Origin of the sequence: Cupriavidus sp. Agwp_2 (assembly GCF_040784895.1) — a bacterium.
Lineage (GTDB): Bacteria > Pseudomonadota > Gammaproteobacteria > Burkholderiales > Burkholderiaceae > Cupriavidus.
In genome coordinates this window covers 2,534,611-2,554,547 of record NZ_CP088083.1, presented here as the reverse complement: position 1 = coordinate 2,554,547, position 19,937 = coordinate 2,534,611, and the positions used below count along the sequence as shown (strand labels likewise).

Sequence of the window (19,937 nt, the reverse complement as noted above, 5' to 3'; positions counted from 1 at the left end):
TATGTCCCGTATCCAGAAGACGTTCGCGGCGCTGACCGCGCAGCAGAAGAAGGGCCTGATTCCGTTTGTCACCGCCGGCGATCCCGAGCCCGGCCTGACCGTGGCGCTGATGCACGCGCTGGTGGCGGGCGGCGCCGATGTGATCGAGCTGGGCGTGCCGTTCTCCGACCCGATGGCCGACGGCCCGGTGATCCAGCGCGCCTCCGAGCGCGCGCTGGCGCAGGGCGTGTCGCTGACGCAGGTGCTGCAGTGGGTGCGCGAGTTTCGCCAGACCAATGCCGAGACCCCGGTGGTGCTGATGGGCTACGCCAACCCGATCGAGCGCATGGGCGAAGAGGCCTTCGCCAAGGCTGCGAGCGCGGCCGGCGTGGATGGCGTGCTGGTGGTCGACTATCCGCCCGAGGAGTGCGAATCCTTCGCCGGGCTGATGCGCGACAACGGCATGGATCCGATCTTCCTGCTGGCACCGACCTCCACCGATGCACGCATCGAGGCAGTGGCCAAGGTCGCCAGCGGCTATCTTTACTATGTCTCGCTCAAGGGCGTGACCGGTTCTGCATCGATCGACCTGGACAGCGTGGCTTCGCGCCTGCCGCTGATCAAGCAGCACGCCAACCTGCCGGTGGGCGTGGGCTTCGGCATCCGCGACGCGCAGACCGCGCGTGCGATCGGCAGCGTGTCCGACGCCGTGGTGATCGGCAGCAGGCTGGTGCAACTGCTGGAAGACACGCCGCGCGAGCAGGCGGTGGCGGCGCTGCAGGCGTTTATCGCCGAGATCCGCCAGGCGCTGGACGACAAGTGATCTAATCCGGGCTCGGTAGGCATCCTTAAGTGATGCGGCGTGCTCAATCTGCGCGCCGCGCTTCGAGGTCACGGGCCCGGCGTGGTAAATTTGCGGGTTGATTCCCTGCCACCTGCCGAAGTGCGCCCTGACACAGGGTTTGCCGGCGGCGCGCAGCTATCCGAAAGGAGCTTTCATGAGCTGGTTGGATAAACTCCTGCCCCCCAAGATTCAACAGACCGACCCCCGTACCCGCAAGGGCATCCCGGAGGGGTTGTGGGTCAAGTGCCCGTCGTGCGAGTCCACCCTGTACCGGACCGACGTCGAGGCCAACCTGCACGTCTGCCCCAAGTGCGACCACCACATGCGCATCAACGCGCGTGCGCGGCTGGACGGGCTGCTGGACGCCGAAGGGCGCTATGAGATCGGCCAGGAGATCGTGCCGGTCGACGCGCTCAAGTTCAAGGATTCGAAGAAGTACCCGGACCGCATCAAGGCGGCCATGGAAGAAACTGGCGAAACCGACGCCATGGTGGTGATGGGCGGTGCCATCCACACCATCCCGGTGGTGGCGAGCTGCTTCGAGTTCGAATTCATGGGCGGCTCGATGGGTTCGGTCGTGGGCGAGCGCTTCGTGCGCGGCGCGCAGGCCGCGCTCGAGCAGAAGGTGCCGTTCATCTGCTTTACCGCCACGGGCGGCGCGCGCATGCAGGAAAGCCTGCTGTCGCTGCTGCAGATGGCCAAGACCACGGCCATGCTGAATCAGCTGAGCGCGAGCAAGCTGCCGTTCATCAGCGTGCTGACCGACCCGACCATGGGTGGCGTGTCGGCCTCGTTCGCCTTCCTGGGCGACGTGGTGATCGCCGAGCCCAAGGCGCTGATCGGCTTTGCCGGCCCGCGCGTGATCGAGCAGACCGTGCGCGAGAAGCTGCCGGAAGGCTTCCAGCGCTCGGAGTTCCTGCTGCAGAAGGGCGCCATCGACATGATCATCGACCGCCGCAAGATGCGCGCCGAACTGGCGCAGCTGCTGGCGCTGCTGCAGAAGCAGCCGGCCGACGCGGTGGCATAACGCCGCAGCAATCGCAATACCGAAGGCGCGGGTGGTTGACGCGCCTTTCGCCTTTTCTGGACGCCTGCAGCGCCGGCCCTTGACTTTGCGCCCGCCTGCCCGAATCTGGTAGCAAACGCTTTCCTCACACACCTGAAATGCCTGTCTTCCACACGCTCCCCGAATGGCTTACCCATCTCGAAACCGCCCATCCCGTGGGCATCGACATGGGCCTGACGCGCATCACGCGCGTAAAGGAAGCCCTCGGGCTGCGCATCGACGCCACGGTCTTCACCGTGGGCGGAACCAACGGCAAGGGCTCGACCTGCGCCATGCTCGAGCGCATCCTGCTGGAAGCCGGCTACAAGGTGGGCTGCCATACCTCGCCGCACCTGATCTCGTTCAACGAGCGTGCGCGCCTGAATGGCGAGATGGCGACCGACGCGCAGCTACTGCCGCACTTCGAGGCGGTCGAGCGCGCGCGCAACAGCTTTGCCGATCCGGTCAGCCTGACGTACTTCGAGTTCACCACGCTGGCGATCATCCATTTCTTCGCCGCTTCCGGCCTGGACGCGATCATCCTCGAAGTCGGGCTGGGCGGCCGCCTGGATGCGACCAATGTGATCGATACCGACTGCGCCGTCGTCACCAGCGTCGATATCGACCATACCCAGTACCTGGGCAACACACGCGAGGAAATCGGCTTTGAAAAGGCCGGCATCTTCCGCCCGGGCGTGCCGGCGGTCTGCGGCGACCCGGTGCCGCCCAAGTCGCTGGTGGCGCATGCGGAGGCCATCGGCGCCGAGCTGTGGATGGTGGGCCGCGATTTCCACTTCCACGCGGCCAAGGGCCAGGAACGCCAGCAATGGGACTGGAGCGGCGGCGGCCGCAAGCTCAACGGGCTGGGCTACCCCGCGCTGCGCGGCGCCAACCAGCTTCTGAACGCCGCCGCTGCGCTGGCCGCGCTGCAGGCCATGCGCCAGCAACTGCCGGTGAGCGCGCAGGAAGTGCGCAACGGGCTGGCCTTCGTTGAGCTGCCGGGACGCTTCCAGGTGCTGCCGGGACGGCCCGCGGTGATCCTCGACGTGGCGCATAACCCGCATGCTGCCGCCACGCTGGGGCAGAACCTGGAGAACATGGGCTTCTTCCGCTACACCTATGCGGTGTTCGGCGCAATGCAGGACAAGGATATCGCCGGCGTGCTGCAGCACGTGGCCGACAAGGTCGACCACTGGTGCCTGTGCGACCTGCCGACCGAGCGCGCCGCCAGCGCCGCCGACGTGCTGGCGAAGCTGGAGGGGGGCGGTTTCCGCGCCGGCCCCGACGCCACGGCCGCCTGCTTTTCCAGTCCAGAGGCGGCGTTCCGCGACGCCATGGAGAGAGCGACCGAGAATGATAGAATTCTGGTCTTCGGATCGTTCTATACCGTCGCCGGCGTGATGGCCTACCGGGCCACGCAAGCCAACTGACCTGGCACTGAGCGGCAAACGCAAAGACTGGCCCCTGCCTGAGGGGGCCGTCGCACCGAACCAATCTATGGGCCTGCTTTCGCTGTTTTCTTCCCGCAAGGGCAACGACCCGGCACCAGAGCGTGCGCGCCGTCAGCGCAACGACCCGGGTGCAGGCATCGCCTCGTCGCGCCGTCTCGCCGACGAATATGCCGACGACACGCTGGACCCTGAATTCCCGCAGAAGCAGCGCGCGCGCCGCCGGCTGATCGGCGCCGTGGTGCTGGTGGTGGCCGCGGTGATCGTGCTGCCGATCGTATTCGAGACCAAGCCGCGCCCGGTGGCCGACGATGTCGCGGTCAAGGTGAGCGGCGGGCAGGGCAGCAGCAAGCCCCGCGTCGAGCCGCGCAAGGCCGACCCGCTGCCGCCGGCGCCGGCGGCCCGCAGCGACGCCGCGGCGCTCGATGCCGGCGAGGAGATCGTCAATACGGCGGACAAGCCTGCCGACAAGCCCATTCAGCGCGCCGAGGCCAAGCCCGACGCCAAGCCTGAGGCCAAGCCCCAGGGCAGCGGCAAGTACCTGATCCTGATCGGCGCCTTCTCGTCGGAAGAGAAGGCGAAGACCTGGCTGGCCAAGCTCAAGGCGAGCAAGGTGCCGGCCTATGTGGAAAAGAAAGCGCTGGCCGACGGCGAGCGCATCCTGCTGCGCGCCGGTCCCTTCAGCGACCGCGACGCCGCCGATGCCGCCGACAAGCGCGTGCGCGCGGCGGGCCTGACCTCGAAGGTGATCGAACAGTAAGGACCAGCGCTGCCTGGCGCATGGGCGCGGCAGCGAGCGACGATGCAGCCGACTTTCTTCGACTATGCCGTGGTTTTTATCCTGCTGGCCTCGGGCGTGCTGGGCGTGCTGCGCGGCCTGGTGCGCGAGGTGCTGTCGCTGATCGGCTGGGTGGTGGCGTTCTGGGTCGCGTTCCGCTACGGCGCAGTGGCCGCGGGCTGGATGCCCGAGTCGCTGCCCGGCGGTGAACTGGCCCGCCACGCGCTGGGTTTCGTGGTGCTGCTGATCGGCACCGTGCTCGGGGCGTCGCTGGCCGGCATGGTGGTCGGGCAGTTGCTGGAGAGCACCGGCCTCAAGCCGGCGGACCGCGGGCTCGGGCTGGTGTTCGGATTGCTGCGCGGCGTGCTGCTGGTGATGGTGATGGTGACGCTCGCCAGCCTGACGAAATTGCCGGAAGAACCGTTCTGGCGCGATGCGGTGAGCCGCCCCTATGTGATGCAGGCCATGGAATCGATGAAGCCCTGGCTGCCGCCGGAGCTGGCGAAGTACGTCAAGACATGACATGAAGCCGGGCATGGTGCCCGGTCAGTAGTACGCAGGCCTTGCGGTCCGGAAGGATAGCCGGACCAGGCTGCGCCCCCTGATTCAAAGCCTTTCCTGGGAGCTTGGCATGTGCGGTATCGTCGGTGTGGTTTCAGCCACGCCTGTCAACCAACTGATTTACGACAGCCTGCTGTTGTTGCAACATCGCGGACAGGATGCTGCCGGCATCGCCACCGCCAACGGCAGTACTTTTCACATGCACAAGGCTAACGGCCTTGTGCGCGATGTCTTCCGCACCCGTAACATGCGCAGCCTGCCGGGCGACGCCGGCATCGGCCAGGTGCGCTACCCGACCGCCGGCTCGGCGTCGAGCGAGGAAGAGGCGCAGCCGTTCTACGTCAACGCGCCTTACGGCGTGATCCTGGCGCACAACGGCAACCTGACCAACTGGCAGCAGCTGCGCGAAGAAATGTTCCGCCGCGACCGTCGCCACATCAACACGCACTCCGATACGGAAGTGCTGCTGAACGTGCTGGCCGACGAACTGCAGCGTGCCAGCAGCGGCATGGCGCTGGACCCGGACACCATCTTCACCGCGGTAAGCGGCCTGCACCGCCGCGTACGCGGCTCGTATGCGATCGCCGCGCAGATCGCCGGCTATGGCATGCTTGCGGTGCGCGACCCGTTCGGCATCCGCCCGCTGTGCCTGGGCAGCATCGAGACCCCGACCGGCAAGGAATGGATGGTGGCATCGGAGTCGGTGGCGCTGGAAGGCATCGGCTACAAGCTCGAGCGCGACGTGGCGGCGGGCGAGGCGATCTTCATCGACCTGGACGGCAAGCTCTACAGCAAGCAGTGCGCGGACAACCCGGTGCTGACGTCCTGCATTTTCGAGTACGTCTACCTGGCCCGCCCGGATTCGTGCATCGACGGCGTGCCCGTCTACGACGCGCGCCTGCGCATGGGTGACTACCTGGCCGAGAAAATCCGCGAGGAAGTGTCGGCCGGCGACATCGACGTGGTGATGCCGATCCCCGACTCCAGCCGCCCGGCCGCGATGCAGGTGGCCAACCGCCTGGGCGTGAACTACCGCGAAGGCTTCTTCAAGAACCGCTACGTCGGCCGCACCTTCATCATGCCCGGCCAGGCGGTGCGCAAGAAGTCGGTGCGCCAGAAGCTCAACGCCATGGGCGTCGAGTTCAAGGGCAAGAACGTGCTGATCGTCGACGACTCGATCGTGCGCGGCACCACCTCGTTCGAGATCGTGCAGATGGCGCGCGACGCCGGCGCCAACAAGGTGATCTTCGCCTCGGCAGCGCCGCCGGTGAAGTTCCCCAACGTGTACGGTATCGACATGCCGACCCGCAGCGAACTGGTGGCGCACGGCCGCACGCACGAAGAGATCGCGAAGATCATCGGCGCGGACAAGCTGGTGTACCAGGACGTGGAAGCGATGAAGCAGGCGGTGCGCGACATCAACCCGGCGCTGAAGGACTTTGACGCATCGTGCTTCGATGGCCGCTATGTCACCGGCGATATCGACGAGGCCTACCTGGAGCGGCTGGAAACGGCGCGCAGCCAGGCCGACCGCGACGGCACCGGTGGCGACACCGAGCGCTCGTCACTGCACCTGCAGCGCTCCGGCGGCAACGAGTAAGCCGCGCACCACGCGCCCGCGCGTTGACGGATGCGAAGCCCGGCCGTAACATGGCCGGGCGTCGATTTGATAGTCAGCTTGCGGACGCGGGTCCAGCCCGAAACAGCTAAAGAGATGGCGGTCGGCAACCTTGCCAATGCGCACAGTGTTTGCGCAACTGGCTTGCCAACCGCTACAGCCCGCTACAGCCTGCCAAAGGCCTCCGCAGAACAGCAAGCCCGTCGATCCGACCATTCGATCGCACGGGCTTTTTTCATGGCCGGCCGCCTTGGCGCGGCGGGCCGCAACCATTGCATTCGCGCGGGTACGACCGCGACACCAGCATGAACGAACCGCTCAATCCTGAAACGCTCGGCATCGATACCCTTGGCGTGCGCGCCGGCACGCTGCGCAGCGAGTTCATGGAGCATTCCGAGGCCATGTACCTGACCTCGAGCTTCTGCTTCAACAGTGCAGCCGAGGCCGCCGAACGCTTCGCCAACTCGGAAGAGGGCTTCACCTATTCGCGCTTCACCAATCCCACTGTGTCGATGTTCCAGTCGCGCCTGGCTGCGCTGGAAGGCGCGCAGGCCTGCATGGCCACGGCGTCGGGCATGAGCGCGATCCTGTCGGTGGTGCTGTCGTCGATGCAGGCAGGCGATCACCTGGTCAGCTCGCGCGCGATCTTCGGCTCGACCATGACGCTGTTTGGCAATATCTTCTCGAAGTTCGGCGTCGAGACCACCTTCGTCGACCCGAGCGACCTGAACGCGTGGCGCGCCGCCGTTCGGCCGAACACCAGGCTGTTTTTCCTGGAGACGCCGTCGAATCCGCTGACCGAAGTGGCCGACATCGCCGCGGTGGCCGACATAGCCCACGACGCGGGTGCGCTGCTGGTGGTCGACAACTGCTTCTGTTCGCCGGCGCTGCAGCAGCCGATGAAGTTCGGCGCGGATATCGTGGTGCACTCCGCCACCAAGCATATCGACGGCCAGGGCCGCGTGCTGGGCGGCGCGGTGCTGGGCTCGCACGACTTCATCATGGGCAAGGTGTTCCCGTTCGTGCGCACCGCCGGCCCGACGCTGTCGGCGTTCAACGCCTGGGTGCTGCTCAAGGGCATGGAGACGCTGGCAATCCGCATGGAACGCCACTCGTCCAGCGCGCTGGCGCTGGCGCAGTTCCTGGAGTCGCATCCCGCGGTGGCGCGCGTGTTCCACCCGGCGCTGGCGTCGCACCCGCAGCATGAGATTGCCATGCGGCAGCAGAGCGGCGGTGGCGCGATCGTTTCGTTCGAGCTGAAGGGCGCCACGCCCGAGCAGCAGCGCGCCAACGCCTGGCGCGTGATCGACAACACCCGCGTGTGCTCGATCACGGGTAACCTGGGCGACACCCGCACCACCATCACGCACCCGTACACCACCACGCACGCGCGCGTGAGCCCGGAGGCCAAGGCCGCGGCGGGCGTGGGCGAAGGGCTGATCCGGCTGGCGGTGGGGCTGGAGTCGGTCGAGGACCTGAAGGCCGATCTGCTGCGCGGCCTGGGCGCATAAGGCTGCCTGCGAGGCCGACTGCGAGGCTGACAGCGCTTACGGTGCTTCCTGCGCCGGCGGCGGATCGTCGCTGCCGGCCACCGCTTTTACGCCGGCAGCGGTGATGTCATAGGTGGTACCGACCGCGGTCGAGGCCACGCTGACCGCGGCGGAGCCGACGGTTGCCACGGTAGAAACCGCGGCACTACCCACGGCCATCACCATGCAGCCGCCCAGCGAAAGGGTGGTCAACACGGCCGCCAACGCCACGGCAACGCGCTGCAAGATGGCGGATTCTCCGCTATCGTTGCGCTCGATACGTCGCAACGGGAAATTTCGGTATGGCATGGACACTGCTGGCCCTGGCAGGGCTGTTCGAGGTGGTGTGGGCAATCGGGCTCAAATACACCGACGGGTTCACGCGTCTGGTGCCGAGCATCATCACGTTGGTCGGCATGGCCATCAGTGTGATCCTGCTGGCACTGGCGCTGCGCCACATTCCGGTGGGAACCGGCTATGCGGTCTGGACCGGCATCGGCGCGGTCGGCACCGCGATCTTCGGCATCATACTCTTCAATGAGCCCGCGACCGCGGCGCGCATCGGCTGCATCGCGCTGATCGTGTGCGGCATTGCCGGGCTTAAGCTGGTGGGCAGTGCCTGAGCCGCGCCCAGCACCAGCGCAACCTCAGCCGAACCTCAGCCGAACCTCAGCGCAGCAACCGCCTGCGCAGCAGCACCAGCGAAACCACCAGCGCGGCCGCCGCATATGCGGCAAGCACGGCAAAGTGCAGCCCGGCGCCTTCCACTGGCCGGCCCAGCATCAGCGGCCGGATCAGCTCGACCGCATGCGCCAGTGGCAGCAACCTGGTGGCCGTCTGCACGCCTTCCGGTAATTGCTCCACCGGAAAGAACACGCCCGACAGCAGCAGCATCGGCGTCATCACCAGCGTCTGGTAGAACATGAAGAAGTCGTAGCTGGGCGCCAGCGCGGTGACGATCATCGCCAGCGCGGCAAAGGCAATGCCGGCCAGCACGATTACCGGCAGCGCCAGCAGCGCGCCCGGCATCTGCGCATAGCCCAGCGCGGCCGCCACCAGCATGATCGCCAGGCCCGACAGCACCGCCTTGCTGGCCGCCCAGAAGATCTCGCCCAGCACCACGTCGCCCAGTGTCAGCGGCGCGTGCATGATCGCTTCCCACGTGCGCTGCACGTGCATGCGCGAGAAAGCCGAGTACATCGACTCGAAGCTGGCCGACATCATCACGCTCGACGCGGTGGTGCCGGCGGCGAGGAAGGCGATGTACGACACGCCGTTGACCTGGCCCACCATCAGCCCCAGTCCCAGGCCGAGGCCGAACAGGTAGATCATCGGATCGGCCAGGTTGCCGATCATCGACGGGATGGCCAGCTTCCTCCACACCAGGTAGTTGCGATACCAGACCATCATCCAGTTGCGCAGGTTGCGCGGCAGCAGCGGCTGGGGATAGGTCTGGCGCGTTGCCGGGCCAGCGCTCCGGGTGGCGATGGCGGGCGTGTCAGTGCGCGGATCCTGTTCGCTCATGTCAGTCCCTGGTTCAGTCCCGCATCTCGCGGCCGGTCAGCTTGAGGAACACATCCTCCAGGTTGGCCGGGCGGTGCAGGTAGCGCACGCCGCTCCTGCCGTGCAGCGCGTCCAGCAGCGGGGCCGGCTCGCGCACATAGCAGAACAGCGTCTCGCCGCTCATTTCGGTGCGCTGCGCCAGCGGTGTCAGCGTGCCGCGCAGCGTGTCCAGTTCATCGCCATAGACCTCGACCACATCGCAGCCGATCTGGCTGTCGATCAGCTCGTGCGGCTTGCCTTCGGCGATCTTGCGCCCGCCGTCGATCACGCACAGGTAGTTGCACAGCCGTTCGGCTTCTTCCATGAAGTGCGTGGTCAGCAGGATGGTCTTGCCGCTCGCCATCAGCGACTTGAGTCGCTCCCAGATCAGGTGGCGCGCCTGCGGATCCAGGCCGGTGGTGGGCTCGTCCATCACCAGCAGGTCGGGGTCGTTGATCAGCGCGCGTGCCACCGTCAGGCGCCGGCGCATGCCGCCGGAGAGGTCGCGCACCTGGGCGTCGGCACGGCTTTCCAGCCGGGCGAATTCCAGCAGCTTCGGCACGCGGCGCTCGATCTCGGCCGACGACAGCCCGAAGTAGCGCCCGAAGATGCGCAGGTTCTCGATCACCGAGAAATCCGGGTCGAGGTTGTCGAACTGCGGCACCACACCCACGCGCATGCGTGCCTGCGGCGCCCGCTCGGGGATGGGTTCGCCGCACAGCGTCAGCGTGCCGGCCATGGGCGTTGTCAGGCCCAGCAGCAGGCGCAGCGTGGTGGTCTTGCCGGCGCCGTTGGGGCCGAGCAAGCCAAAGCACTGGCCGCGAAACACCTGGAGGTCGAGGTCGTCGACAACGACCGTATCGCCGTATTGCTTGCGCACCTTGCGCAACTCGAGGATGGCAGTCAAGGCAGGATCCGGTTGGCGCCTTAAGGGGGCGCAATATCCGCCATTATGCCGGGCATCGGCATATCGATCAGGTGGCGCAGTGCAGCAAAAGCCGCCGGGTGGCGGATGTCCGGAACGCATTGCGCGCGGGCATAAAAAAACCGCCAGCGAACTGGCGGTCTTTTGCGAAGCTTGCCCGAATCAGTACATCTTCTTCGGCAGCATTTGCATGCGCAGGCGCTTGCGCAGGCGTGCTTCGGCGGCCTTCTTCTTGCGCTTGCGCTCGGTCGTCGGCTTCTCGTAAGCGGTACGGCTCTTGAGTTCAACGATCAGGCCAGTCTGCAGAATGGCACGACGGAAACGCCGCATTGCAACTTCAACGGGCTCACCGGGTTTCAAGACGATCTTAGTCAATTCAGTCCTTTAGGGATTGCCGCACTAGCGGCTGGTTCAAACGGGGGGAAACTGCGGTCGCCGGAGCGACTGGTATTGCACGCCGGGCTGATGCCCGGATGCGCCCCCGCGAACCTGAAAGATGTGGACGTTTCAGTCCGTGCAACCAGTGTCAGGGGGTGATATCGCCAGGTCCAAATACAGCCGGAGCCTGACAGTACCGGTTTCCATGAATGCTATACGCCCGTAACTATGGCAGGTATACGACGCTTCTGTCAAGAATGGCGTGCGATTGGCGCCGCAGGCGCGGGTATCAAGCGGCGGATTATCCGCCTTTCCTCCCTTGTCGACCAGCCCATCGGAAGCATCGGGTGATGACCCGGACACTGCTCCCGGTAAACCCGCAAAACGCCCGAAATAGTTTGACGATGAAATTCATGTGTATAAACTAAGATTCATGGATATGAATTAATCGCCGAGCATGGCGAGGTCCCGACAGGAGAGCAGCGTGCCGCAACCCCCCGTTTATTTCATCTCGACCGAAGAGGTCGAGGGATACCACCCCGCCAACCATGTCGGCACGCTGAACCGCCGGCTGATCGGCCCCGAGACCGTGGGTTCGCGCCACCTGGAAGTGATCCACGGCACCATCGAGAAGGGCAAGGGCGCGCTGCCCCATGCGCACCCCGGCATCGAGCAAGTGTGCTATGTGCTGGAAGGTCGCGCCATTGCAGAGGTTGCGGGCCAGCGCAAGGAACTGGGTCCGGGCGACTGCTGCTTCTTTCCCCCGGACGAGATGCATGTGTTCACGGTGGTGAGCGACGAGCCGGCCAGGATCCTGGTGATCTATTCCCCACCGTATGAGGAATCGCCCGAGCGCGTGATACGGCCCGCCTGAGATTGCGGCCGGCCACGGCAAGGGTTCATATAACGACAGGAGACAGACCGTGAAGTGCTTCAAGACCGCTTTTGCCAGCCTCGTGCTGGGGTGTACCGCCGCGCTGTTCGCGGCACCGGCCCTGGCCGCCGATGAATTTCCGTCCAAGCCGCTGCGCCTGGTGGTGCCGTTCGCCGCTGGCAGCGGCACCGATGCCGTGGCGCGGCTGACCGCCAAGTACCTGGGCGAGTCGCTGCAGCAGCCGGTGGTGGTCGACAACAAGCCGGGCGCCAACGGCACCATCGCCGCCGAGTTCGTCGCCAAGGCGCCGGCCGACGGCTATACGCTGTTCATGACCACCAACACCACGCATTCGGCCAACCCGTCGCTGATGAAGCAGCTGCGCTACGACCCGGTCAAGGATTTCACTCCGGTCTCGCGCATGGGCAACCTGCCGTTCATGCTGGTGGTCAATCCGCAGTTGCCAGTGAAGACGCTGCGCGAATTCATCGACTACGCCAAGGCGCATCCCGGCATGAGCTACGCCAGCGGCAACAGCACCGGCATCGTTGCCGGCGCGACGCTGTCGAAGATGGCGGGCCTGAAGATGCTGCACGTCCCGTACAAGAGCACGCCGCCGGCGATGACCGACGTGATGGGCGGCCAGGTGCAGGCGATGTTCGTCGACTTTGCCGCGGGTATCGCCAACGTGCGCGCCGGCAAGCTGCGCGCGCTGGCCGTGACGACCGCGCAACGCAGCGCACTGCTGCCCGACCTGCCGCCGGTTGGCAGTGCGCCCGAACTCAAGGGTTTCGATATCACGTCCTGGAACGGCGTGTTCGCGCCCGCCGGCGTGCCGGCGCCCGTGGTCGAGCGGCTCAACCGGGCGCTGGTTGCCATTGCCACCAGCAAGCAGCATGCCGCGCAGTTCCACGCGCTGGGCTTCGAGCCGTTCGGCAGCACGCCGGCCGAGCTGAACCAGTTTGTGGTGGCCGAGCTGCAGAAGTGGTCGCGGCTGGTGAAGGACGCCGGCATCCAGCCGGAATAAGCAAGAACGCGACCCGACACGACCCGCCCCGACCCGACCCGACCCGACCCGACACGATCCGACAAGACACTAAGCAGGCAACACCTATGAATTTCGATCTCTCCGAAGAACAGGCATCGATCGTCGAAGCGGTGCAGCAAGTCTGCACGCAGTTCGACATGGAGTACTGGGACCGGCTCGACAAGTCCGGCACCTACCCGCACGAGTTCTACAAGACCCTGTGCGAGGGCGGCTGGCTGGGCGTGGCGATGCCCGAGTCCTTCGGCGGCGCCGGTCTCGGCATCCTCGAAGCGGCGCTGGTGATGCAGACCATCTCGCAGTCGGGCGCGGGCATGACCGGTGCCTCGGCCGTGCACATGAACGTGTTCGGCCTGAACCCCGTGGTGGTGTTCGGCACGGATGAGCAGAAGGGCCGCTTCCTGCCACCGTTGATTGCCGGCAAGGAGAAGGCCTGCTTCGGCGTGACCGAGCCCGATGCGGGGCTCGACACCACCAAGCTCAAGACCTTCGCGCGCAAGGTGCCGGGCGGCTATTCAGTGAGCGGGCGCAAGATCTGGATCTCGACCGCGCAGGTGGCCGACCGCATGCTGCTGCTGGCGCGCACCACGCCGCTGGAGCAGGTGAAGAAGTCGACGGAAGGGCTGTCGCTGTTCTACACCAAGGTTGACCGCAGCAAGATCGAGATCCGCGAGATCGACAAGATGGGCCGCGCCGCCGTCGATACCAACATGCTGTTCATCGACGACCTGTTCATCCCGGAAGAGGACCGGATCGGCGAAGAAGGAAAGGGCTTCGAATACATCCTTCATGGCCTGAACCCCGAGCGCATCCTGATCGCTGCCGAGGCCATCGGGCTCGGGCGCGCGGCGCTGGCGATCGCCACGCAGTATGCCAAGGAGCGCGTCGTCTTCGGCCGCCCGATCGGCATGAACCAGGGCGTCCAGCACCCGCTGGCGCAGGCGTGGATGCAGCTGGAATCGGCCAACCTGATGATGCTGAAGGCAGCCGCGCGCTATGACGCGGGGCAGTCCTGCGGGGCCGAGGCCAACACGGCCAAGTATCTCGCCGCCGAGGCTGGCCACAACGCGTGCCAGACCGCGATCCTGACGCTGGGTGGCATGGGCTACTCGCGTGAATACCGCGTCGAGCGCCTGCTGCGCGAGTCTTATATCCCGCGCATTGCGCCGGTCAGCCCGCAACTGATCATGTGCTTTATCGCCGAGCGCGTGCTGGGTTTGCCCAAGTCGTACTGAACGGGAGGAACGATGCACAACGAGCAAGCGCCCGCGCCCGCAGCCACCGGCCCGCTGGCGGGCATCCGCGTAATCGACATGACCTCGGTCGCGATGGGCCCGTATGCCACGCAGATCCTCGGTGACATGGGCGCCGAGGTGATCAAGGTCGAAGCGCCCGCCGGCGATGTGTTCCGCCATGCCGAGCCGGCGCGCCATGCCGCGATGGGCGCGAGCTTCCTCAACCTGAACCGCAACAAGCGGTTCGTCGTGCTCGACGTCAAGCAGCCGGACGACCTTGCCGCGCTGAAGGCGCTGATCGCCACGGCGGATGTCTTTGTCTCCAACGTGCGGCCGCAGTCGCTGCGCAAGCTCGGCCTGGACTATGCATCGCTGCGAGCGGACCATCCACGGCTGATCTATTGCGGCGCCTATGGCTATTCGGAAGAGGGGCCATATGCCGGCGCACCGGCCTTCGACGACATCATCCAGGCGCGCAGCGGAATGGCGCAGTTCCAGGGCGCCAATTCGAACGAGGGGCCGCAGTATGTCAACACCATCCTGGCCGACAAGGTCGCCGGCCTGACTGTCGCCTACGCGATCCCGATGGCGTTGTACGAGCGCGAGCGTTCCGGCCAGGGGCAGGCCATCGAGGTGCCGATGTTCGAGACGCTGGTGTCCTTCCTTGCCACCGAGCAACTCGCCGGACAGACCTTCGTGCCGCCGCTCGGGCCTGCTGGCTATCCGCGCGTGATGTCGGCCCACCGCAAGCCGTACCGCACCAGCGATGGCCATCTCGCGCTGCTGCCCTATACCAGCGCGCAGTGGCTGCGCTTTTTTGACCTGTCAGGCCATGCCGGGCTGGCGCGCGATCCGCGCTACGCCACGCCGGCCGCGCGCAGCGCCAATATCGACGCGCTCTACGCCACGCTGGCCGAGATCGTCGCGCAGCGCACTACCGCGGAATGGCTGGCGTTGCTGCGGGACGCCGATATCCCGCACAGCGAATTGCCGCATTTCGACAGCCTGGTGGATGACCCGCACCTGCGTGCCACCGGCATGATGTTCGAATACGATCATCCGAGCGAAGGGCGCCTGCGGGGCGTGGGCATCCCCACACGGTTCTCGCGCACGCCGGGCAATATTCGCAGTTGGCCGGAGGGCTTGCCGCAGGCGCAGGACGAAGCGGGCGGCTGACCCGACTGCGCCGCGATTGGCAGGTGCGGCGCACACGCCGCGTACAATTCCGGCGAAAGCACACGGAAGGCGAGGAAGCCAACGATGGCAGAAAACGAAGCGGCGGAAAAATCCGGCTACGGCAGCGTCAAGACGGCGCTGCGCGTGATCGAGATCATGGAGATCTATGCGCGCGAAGGGCGCTCGCTGACGCTGACCGAGCTGGCGAAGCTGCTGGGCGCGCCGATGTCGAGTTGCCTCGGGCTGATCCGCACGCTGGCCTCGCTGGGCTACCTGTATGAAACCGGCCGCCGCCAGGGCTATTACCCCACGCGGAGGCTGCTCGACATCGCCCAGCGCATCGCGCGCAACGACCCGCTGCTCGAACGCGTGCAGCCGGTGCTGGAGTCGCTGCGCGATGACACCGGCGAGACCGTGATCTTTGGCAAGCTGCAGGACGATGGCCGCGTGCTGTACCTGGAGGTGCGCGAGTCCGCCAACCCGGTGCGCTATATCGCCGCGCCGGGCGAACTGCGCGACGCGCATGTCAATTCCATCGGCCGTGCCATCCTCGGCGCCCTGGACGCGGAGAGCCGCGCGGAACTGCTGGCCGGCGTTTCCTTTGCTTCGCGCACCCGGCGCACGGTGGACTCGCTGCGGGTGTTCGAGGCGGCGATGCAGCAATGGCAGGCGCAGGGGTGGTATCCAAACTTCGGCGAGTCATTCCCGGATCTGGGCGCCATCGCGATTCCGATAACGCTGGGCGGCGCGCTCTACGGGATGTCGGTGGCGGGTCCGCTGCACCGGGTCGAGGCCAATGCCGGCGCCATCGTCACGGCACTGAAGGCGGCAGGCGGTTCGCTGCGGGATAAGTAAGGGGGCAGGGTGAGGGGGCAGGGCGCTGCGGCAGCACCAGGCCTGCCGTGGCGGCCAGCACTGAAAGCCGGTTGGCAAACGGGCCGCGCCAAACGAAAAAGCCCGGTGCGTTTGCACCGGGCTTCCGTATCGGTTGGCTCCCCGACCTGGGCTCGAACCAGGGACCTGCGGATTAACAGTCCGTCGCTCTACCGACTGAGCTATCGGGGAACAGCTGAGAAAAAGATTATAGCCAGTTTCTCTTTTCGCCGTCAACACCTCGTCAACAATTTGTTTGTCGTCAAGGGCTTTGGGGCGACTGGCTGGCTGCGTCCCACCTTGGTGTTCAACAGCGAGGCCGCATTATAGCGACGGATTTTCGTTTGTGCCAGAAAAAACCGCCTTGCGGCGGCTTTTTTCTGCGGCACCGTGAGCCACCGGTCAGTCGAACACCGGCGATTCCACGCCCAGCACCTTGTGCAGCTTCGGCGAAGTCGTGGTGTACTGCATGTGGATCTTCTTTTCGGGGAAAATATACGGTGCGGCACCGAACGCGGCCAGCGCGGCCTCGTGGAAGCCCGACAGGATCAGCTTCTTCTTGCCGGGGTAGGTGTTGATGTCGCCCACCGCGAAGATGCCCGGGATATTGGTCTGGAACTTCTCGGTGTCCACCTTGATCTGCTTGCGCTCCAGGTCCAGTCCCCACTCGGCGATCGGGCCGAGCTTGGGCGACAGGCCGAAGAACACCAGCAGGTCGTCCAGCGGCAGGCGGCGGGTCACGCCGTCGGCGCCCGTCACCTTGATCTCGGTGAGCACGCCGTCCTTTTCTTCATAGCCGCCGATCTGGCCGACCACGAACTGCATTTCCAGCTGCTCGCACAGTTCCTTCATCTTGGCCACCGAGGCCGGTGCGGCGCGGAAGCCGTCGCGGCGGTGGATCATCACCACCGACTCGGCCTTGCCGACCAGGTCCAGCGTCCAGTCCAGCGCCGAGTCGCCGCCGCCGACGATCACCAGGTTGCGGCCGTGGAAACGGCTCGGATCCTTGACGCGGTAGAACAGTTGCTTGCCGTCGAACTTGTCGAGGCCCTCGACCTTCAGCGTTCGCGGCTGGAACGAGCCCACGCCGGCGGCGATGAAGATGGTCTTGGTGATGAACCGGGTCCCGAGCGAGGTCTCGACGAAGAAGCGGCCGTCTTCACGGCGCTCCACCACGGAGACTTCCTGGCCCAGGTGGAAGGTGGGCTCGAACGGCTCGATCTGCTTGAGCAGGTTGTCGGTCAGTTCCTGGCCGGTGCAGCTTGGCACGGCCGGGATGTCGTAAATGGGCTTGTCCGGATACAGCTCAACGCACTGGCCACCAACGACTTTCAGGGAATCGATTACGTGGGCCTTGATCTCGAGCAGGCCCAGTTCAAAGACCTGGAACAGGCCCACCGGACCGGCACCGACGATCAGCGCGTCGATTTCCAGCGGCTGGCCGCCTGCGGGGCTGCCAACTTCGACCTGCTTGGTCGTGTCGGCAACGGGATTTGGAATGCTCAAGTCCATATTCGTCCTGATACGTTGGTTGGGCACGCGGGTGCCCGGCATTGCGGAAAGCGCGTGGGGACGGCTTTCTTTGCTGCCTGGTGGGCTCAGCTTGCGCTCAGCGCTCCAGGTATTGCAGCTTGTCGGTGGCGTCCTTCCACTCCTCGGCCTCGGCCAGCGGGGCCTTGGTCTTGGTGATCGAAGGCCAGGCGCGCGCCAGGTCAGCGTTCAGTTCAATGAAGTGCTGCTGGTCGCCCGGCACGTCTTCCTCGGCGTAAATGGCGTTCACCGGGCATTCGGCCACGCACACGGCGCAGTCGATGCACTCATCCGGGTCGATGGCCAGGAAGTTCGGGCCTTCGCGGAAACAATCCACCGGACATACGTCAACGCAGTCTGTGTAGCGGCAACGGATGCAGGATTCGGTGACAACGTGAGTCATTTCGGTTCCAGGAAAACGGGTCGGCTTTTGATGGGAAACTGTTGGGCCGCTTCTTGCCGGCGGACGCGTCCATCTGCCATGGGTGGCAGGATGGGCTGGACGAGCGCCGGCCATGGCCTTTCGGAAACCGGTATTGTAGCCGAGCCTTCTGGCAAGGATAGCGGGTCTATATAGCTGGATCAGATAGTTTTCTTATTTCTTTATGTGCTTTTGATCCAAGACATGGCGGCCCGCTGGCGGGCTTGCGTATCCACAGGCATGATAGGTCCGCCTGAGTGCCACATGCCACCACGCCGGGAGATTCGTATATGCCACGCCCGTTTCATCGTTGCTGCCGCGTCGCCATGCCGCTGCTTGTGATGCTCGCGGCATTTCCGGCGATCGCGCCGCCTGCCGGTGCGCAAGCCCTGGTCCAGCCGGGCATGGCGGACAGCGTGGTCTCCAGGCTGGTGGCATGGCGCGCACGATCCGAGGCGCCGGTCGCCTTGCCGGCGCTGACCGGCTTCGACTGGGACCATTTCAGCGTGACCGATTCGCCCGCGGGCGATGCCATTGCCCATTGCGGCCGCGCCGGCCTGATGCCTTGCGGACCTGAGTTGCAGCCGAAGCCGGGAGACCGGATGCAGGTGCTGCGCTTCGAGCGCGCGGGCGCTGCGGTCTACACCGAGCGCATCCTTGCCGAGAACGGCGCCTTTGCCGAGCCGCTGCCGGAGCGCGTGCCGCGCAGCGCCGCCACGCTGGTGTCCTGTCCCGGGAGCGACGGCCGGACACTGTGGTGCCTGCAGGGCAGGGCGGCCGGGAAGCCTGCGCCGCGCGCGCCGCAGCCGTTCCTCGACGGCGCTTGAACGCCTGTCAGCGCCCGGACGCGCGCAGTCTCGGTTAGCATGTCGGACTGACCCGGCACATCGCCGTCTGGCTAGCTATGATCATCCAGTCTCTGCTCGACACCGACCTGTACAAGTTCACGATGATGCAGGTGGTCCTGCATCAGTTTCCGCAGGCGCAGGTCGAATATCGCTTCAAGTGCCGCAACGCCGGCGTCGACCTGACCCCGTATATCGATGAGATCCGTGCCGAGATCGCGCATCTGTGCCAGTTGCGTTTTACTGACGACGAACTCGCCTACCTGCGCGGCCTGCGCTTCATCAAGAGCGATTTCATCGACTTCCTCGGGCTGTTCCACCTGAACGAAAAGTATGTGTCCGTGCGCGAGGCGCCGCAGGGCAACGGCGAGATCGAGATTTCGATCATCGGCCCGTGGCTGCATACCATCCTGTTCGAAGTGCCGGTGCTGGCGATCGTCAACGAGGTCTATTTCCGCCGGACCCAGCCGCGGCCCGACCTGGCCGGCGGCCGTCGCCGTCTGGAAGACAAGCTGGCCCTGCTGCAGGCGCCCGAACTGGCCGAATGCGTCATCGCCGACTACGGCACGCGCCGGCGCTTCTCGCGGGACTGGCAGGAAGAGGTGCTGCTGACCATGCGGCGTGAGCTCGGTCCGCAACTGGCCGGCACCAGCAACGTCCATTTCGCCCGTCTGCACAACATGGTGCCGCTCGGCACCATGGCGCATGAATACCTGCAGGCCTGCCAGGCGCTGGGACCGAGGCTGCGCGATTCGCAGGTGTTCGCGCTCGAACGCTGGGCGCGCGAATATCGCGGCGACCTTGGCATAGCGCTTTCCGATACCTATGGCTTCGACGCCTTCCTGCGCGACTTCGACCTGTATTTCTGCAAGCTGTTCGACGGCGTGCGCCATGACTCGGGCGACCCGGTCGTGTGGGGCGAGCGCATGGTGGCGCACTACGCCGCCAGCCGCGTCGACCCGCGCACCAAGACGCTGATCTTCAGTGACAGCCTGGACATTCCGCGCGTGATCGAGCTGTTCCAGCGCTTCCACGGCCGCTGCCGGCTGGCGTTCGGCGTCGGCACCAACCTGACCAACGATCTCGGCTACACGCCGCTGCAGATCGTGATCAAGATGGTGCGCTGCAATGGCCAGCCCGTGGCCAAGCTGTCGGACACGCCGGAAAAGACCATGTGCGACGATGCCGGTTACCTGTCGTACCTGCGGCAGGTGTTCTCGGTCCAGTCGGCATAGCGGGATTCCGGCACGCCGTACCGTGCCGCGGCAACTATAATCGGCGCATCGCGCAA

General features: G+C 65.7%; 21 protein-coding genes and 1 tRNA gene. 15 read left to right on the top strand and 7 right to left on the bottom strand.

Translation table 11 applies throughout. From position 1 onward, the window contains the following. Position 1 precedes the first annotated feature (1 nt). From trpA to LPA45_RS11995, 7 genes are all read left to right on the top strand, one after another. Positions 2 to 802 carry a tryptophan synthase subunit alpha gene (gene trpA, locus LPA45_RS12025; RefSeq protein WP_317922131.1) on the top strand — a complete coding sequence of 267 codons (801 nt, stop codon included), beginning with the start codon at positions 2 to 4 and terminating at the stop codon, positions 800 to 802. 175 nt (positions 803 to 977) lie between these two features. Beyond that, the gene (gene accD / locus LPA45_RS12020) at positions 978 to 1,850 is read left to right on the top strand and encodes an acetyl-CoA carboxylase, carboxyltransferase subunit beta (RefSeq protein WP_116322279.1); all 873 of its coding nucleotides are present in this window, start codon (positions 978 to 980) and stop codon (positions 1,848 to 1,850) included. 137 nt (positions 1,851 to 1,987) lie between these two features. Continuing rightward, a complete protein-coding gene (gene folC / locus LPA45_RS12015) occupies positions 1,988 to 3,298 on the top strand; it encodes a bifunctional tetrahydrofolate synthase/dihydrofolate synthase (protein WP_116322278.1) in 1,311 nt (436 codons plus the stop codon). A 67-nt stretch (positions 3,299 to 3,365) separates the two neighbouring features. Continuing rightward, positions 3,366 to 4,076, top strand: coding sequence for an SPOR domain-containing protein (locus LPA45_RS12010; RefSeq protein WP_116322277.1), 711 nt, complete (start codon positions 3,366 to 3,368; stop codon positions 4,074 to 4,076). 42 nt (positions 4,077 to 4,118) lie between these two features. After that, entirely contained in the window at positions 4,119 to 4,616 is a 498-nt protein-coding gene (locus tag LPA45_RS12005; protein WP_116322276.1) for a CvpA family protein, read from the top strand. Positions 4,617 to 4,725: 109 nt separating this feature from the next. Continuing rightward, a complete protein-coding gene (purF, locus tag LPA45_RS12000; RefSeq protein WP_116322275.1) occupies positions 4,726 to 6,255 on the top strand; it encodes an amidophosphoribosyltransferase in 1,530 nt (509 codons plus the stop codon). Between the two features lie 323 nt (positions 6,256 to 6,578). Then, positions 6,579 to 7,784 carry an O-succinylhomoserine sulfhydrylase gene (locus LPA45_RS11995; RefSeq protein WP_116322300.1) on the top strand — a complete coding sequence of 402 codons (1,206 nt, stop codon included), beginning with the start codon at positions 6,579 to 6,581 and terminating at the stop codon, positions 7,782 to 7,784. Between the two features lie 36 nt (positions 7,785 to 7,820). On the opposite strand, the gene LPA45_RS11990 is transcribed toward LPA45_RS11995, so the two are convergent. Then, positions 7,821 to 8,111, bottom strand: a complete 291-nt coding sequence (locus LPA45_RS11990; RefSeq protein ID WP_317922136.1) for a hypothetical protein — start codon at positions 8,109 to 8,111, stop codon at positions 7,821 to 7,823. Between LPA45_RS11990 and sugE the strand changes: the two genes are divergently transcribed. Continuing rightward, complete coding sequence (gene sugE, locus LPA45_RS11985) at positions 8,105 to 8,425, top strand: quaternary ammonium compound efflux SMR transporter SugE (RefSeq protein WP_116322273.1); 321 nt, start codon at positions 8,105 to 8,107, stop codon at positions 8,423 to 8,425. The two genes, LPA45_RS11990 and sugE, sit on opposite strands and share 7 nt — an antisense overlap. A gap of 46 nt (positions 8,426 to 8,471) precedes the next feature. On the opposite strand, the gene LPA45_RS11980 is transcribed toward sugE, so the two are convergent. The 3 genes from LPA45_RS11980 to rpsU all read right to left on the bottom strand — a co-directional run bounded on the left by LPA45_RS11980 (position 8,472) and on the right by rpsU (position 10,644). Beyond that, on the bottom strand, positions 8,472 to 9,326 hold the full coding sequence (locus LPA45_RS11980) for an ABC transporter permease (RefSeq protein WP_317922138.1): 855 nt from the start codon (positions 9,324 to 9,326) through the stop codon (positions 8,472 to 8,474). Positions 9,327 to 9,339: 13 nt separating this feature from the next. Then, a complete protein-coding gene (gene nodI / locus LPA45_RS11975; protein ID WP_116322271.1) occupies positions 9,340 to 10,251 on the bottom strand; it encodes a nodulation factor ABC transporter ATP-binding protein NodI in 912 nt (303 codons plus the stop codon). Positions 10,252 to 10,431: 180 nt separating this feature from the next. Then, the gene (gene rpsU / locus LPA45_RS11970; protein WP_010814647.1) at positions 10,432 to 10,644 is read right to left on the bottom strand and encodes a 30S ribosomal protein S21; all 213 of its coding nucleotides are present in this window, start codon (positions 10,642 to 10,644) and stop codon (positions 10,432 to 10,434) included. 487 nt (positions 10,645 to 11,131) lie between these two features. Between rpsU and LPA45_RS11965 the strand changes: the two genes are divergently transcribed. From LPA45_RS11965 to LPA45_RS11945, 5 genes are all read left to right on the top strand, one after another. Continuing rightward, positions 11,132 to 11,521: a cupin domain-containing protein gene (locus LPA45_RS11965; RefSeq protein ID WP_116322270.1), complete on the top strand. Its 390-nt coding sequence runs from the start codon at positions 11,132 to 11,134 to the stop codon at positions 11,519 to 11,521. 49 nt (positions 11,522 to 11,570) lie between these two features. Further along, on the top strand, positions 11,571 to 12,548 hold the full coding sequence (locus LPA45_RS11960) for a tripartite tricarboxylate transporter substrate binding protein (RefSeq protein ID WP_116322269.1): 978 nt from the start codon (positions 11,571 to 11,573) through the stop codon (positions 12,546 to 12,548). An 86-nt stretch (positions 12,549 to 12,634) separates the two neighbouring features. Then, positions 12,635 to 13,801, top strand: coding sequence for an acyl-CoA dehydrogenase family protein (locus tag LPA45_RS11955; RefSeq protein ID WP_116322268.1), 1,167 nt, complete (start codon positions 12,635 to 12,637; stop codon positions 13,799 to 13,801). A 12-nt stretch (positions 13,802 to 13,813) separates the two neighbouring features. After that, complete coding sequence (locus tag LPA45_RS11950) at positions 13,814 to 14,977, top strand: CaiB/BaiF CoA-transferase family protein (RefSeq protein ID WP_116322267.1); 1,164 nt, start codon at positions 13,814 to 13,816, stop codon at positions 14,975 to 14,977. Positions 14,978 to 15,061: 84 nt separating this feature from the next. Next, the gene (locus tag LPA45_RS11945; RefSeq protein ID WP_367394572.1) at positions 15,062 to 15,832 is read left to right on the top strand and encodes an IclR family transcriptional regulator; all 771 of its coding nucleotides are present in this window, start codon (positions 15,062 to 15,064) and stop codon (positions 15,830 to 15,832) included. A gap of 134 nt (positions 15,833 to 15,966) precedes the next feature. Here LPA45_RS11945 and LPA45_RS11940 read toward each other — a convergent pair. From LPA45_RS11940 to fdxA, 3 genes are all read right to left on the bottom strand, one after another. Further along, positions 15,967 to 16,042 (bottom strand) — tRNA-Asn (locus LPA45_RS11940). 210 nt (positions 16,043 to 16,252) lie between these two features. Then, the gene (locus LPA45_RS11935; RefSeq protein ID WP_116322299.1) at positions 16,253 to 17,362 is read right to left on the bottom strand and encodes an NAD(P)/FAD-dependent oxidoreductase; all 1,110 of its coding nucleotides are present in this window, start codon (positions 17,360 to 17,362) and stop codon (positions 16,253 to 16,255) included. A gap of 97 nt (positions 17,363 to 17,459) precedes the next feature. Continuing rightward, positions 17,460 to 17,783: a ferredoxin FdxA gene (gene fdxA / locus LPA45_RS11930; protein ID WP_116322265.1), complete on the bottom strand. Its 324-nt coding sequence runs from the start codon at positions 17,781 to 17,783 to the stop codon at positions 17,460 to 17,462. A 308-nt stretch (positions 17,784 to 18,091) separates the two neighbouring features. On the opposite strand from fdxA, the gene LPA45_RS11925 reads away from it, so the two are divergent. Together LPA45_RS11925 and pncB are read left to right on the top strand one after the other, a co-directional pair. Then, on the top strand, positions 18,092 to 18,628 hold the full coding sequence (locus LPA45_RS11925) for a hypothetical protein (protein WP_317922141.1): 537 nt from the start codon (positions 18,092 to 18,094) through the stop codon (positions 18,626 to 18,628). A gap of 77 nt (positions 18,629 to 18,705) precedes the next feature. Further along, positions 18,706 to 19,881, top strand: a complete 1,176-nt coding sequence (gene pncB, locus LPA45_RS11920) for a nicotinate phosphoribosyltransferase (RefSeq protein WP_367394571.1) — start codon at positions 18,706 to 18,708, stop codon at positions 19,879 to 19,881. Positions 19,882 to 19,937: the final 56 nt, after the last annotated feature.

Coding starts and splice junctions, on each gene's coding strand:
- trpA (WP_317922131.1), top strand. CDS start 2: ATGTCCCGTATCCAGAAGACGTTCGCGGCGCTGACCGCGCAGCAGAAG.
- accD (WP_116322279.1), top strand. CDS start 978: ATGAGCTGGTTGGATAAACTCCTGCCCCCCAAGATTCAACAGACCGAC.
- folC (WP_116322278.1), top strand. CDS start 1,988: ATGCCTGTCTTCCACACGCTCCCCGAATGGCTTACCCATCTCGAAACC.
- LPA45_RS12010 (WP_116322277.1), top strand. CDS start 3,366: ATGGGCCTGCTTTCGCTGTTTTCTTCCCGCAAGGGCAACGACCCGGCA.
- LPA45_RS12005 (WP_116322276.1), top strand. CDS start 4,119: ATGCAGCCGACTTTCTTCGACTATGCCGTGGTTTTTATCCTGCTGGCC.
- purF (WP_116322275.1), top strand. CDS start 4,726: ATGTGCGGTATCGTCGGTGTGGTTTCAGCCACGCCTGTCAACCAACTG.
- LPA45_RS11995 (WP_116322300.1), top strand. CDS start 6,579: ATGAACGAACCGCTCAATCCTGAAACGCTCGGCATCGATACCCTTGGC.
- sugE (WP_116322273.1), top strand. CDS start 8,105: ATGGCATGGACACTGCTGGCCCTGGCAGGGCTGTTCGAGGTGGTGTGG.
- LPA45_RS11990 (WP_317922136.1), bottom strand. CDS start 8,111: ATGCCATACCGAAATTTCCCGTTGCGACGTATCGAGCGCAACGATAGC.
- LPA45_RS11980 (WP_317922138.1), bottom strand. CDS start 9,326: ATGAGCGAACAGGATCCGCGCACTGACACGCCCGCCATCGCCACCCGG.
- LPA45_RS11955 (WP_116322268.1), top strand. CDS start 12,635: ATGAATTTCGATCTCTCCGAAGAACAGGCATCGATCGTCGAAGCGGTG.
- LPA45_RS11950 (WP_116322267.1), top strand. CDS start 13,814: ATGCACAACGAGCAAGCGCCCGCGCCCGCAGCCACCGGCCCGCTGGCG.
- LPA45_RS11945 (WP_367394572.1), top strand. CDS start 15,062: ATGGCAGAAAACGAAGCGGCGGAAAAATCCGGCTACGGCAGCGTCAAG.
- LPA45_RS11935 (WP_116322299.1), bottom strand. CDS start 17,362: ATGGACTTGAGCATTCCAAATCCCGTTGCCGACACGACCAAGCAGGTC.
- fdxA (WP_116322265.1), bottom strand. CDS start 17,783: ATGACTCACGTTGTCACCGAATCCTGCATCCGTTGCCGCTACACAGAC.
- LPA45_RS11925 (WP_317922141.1), top strand. CDS start 18,092: ATGCCACGCCCGTTTCATCGTTGCTGCCGCGTCGCCATGCCGCTGCTT.
- pncB (WP_367394571.1), top strand. CDS start 18,706: ATGATCATCCAGTCTCTGCTCGACACCGACCTGTACAAGTTCACGATG.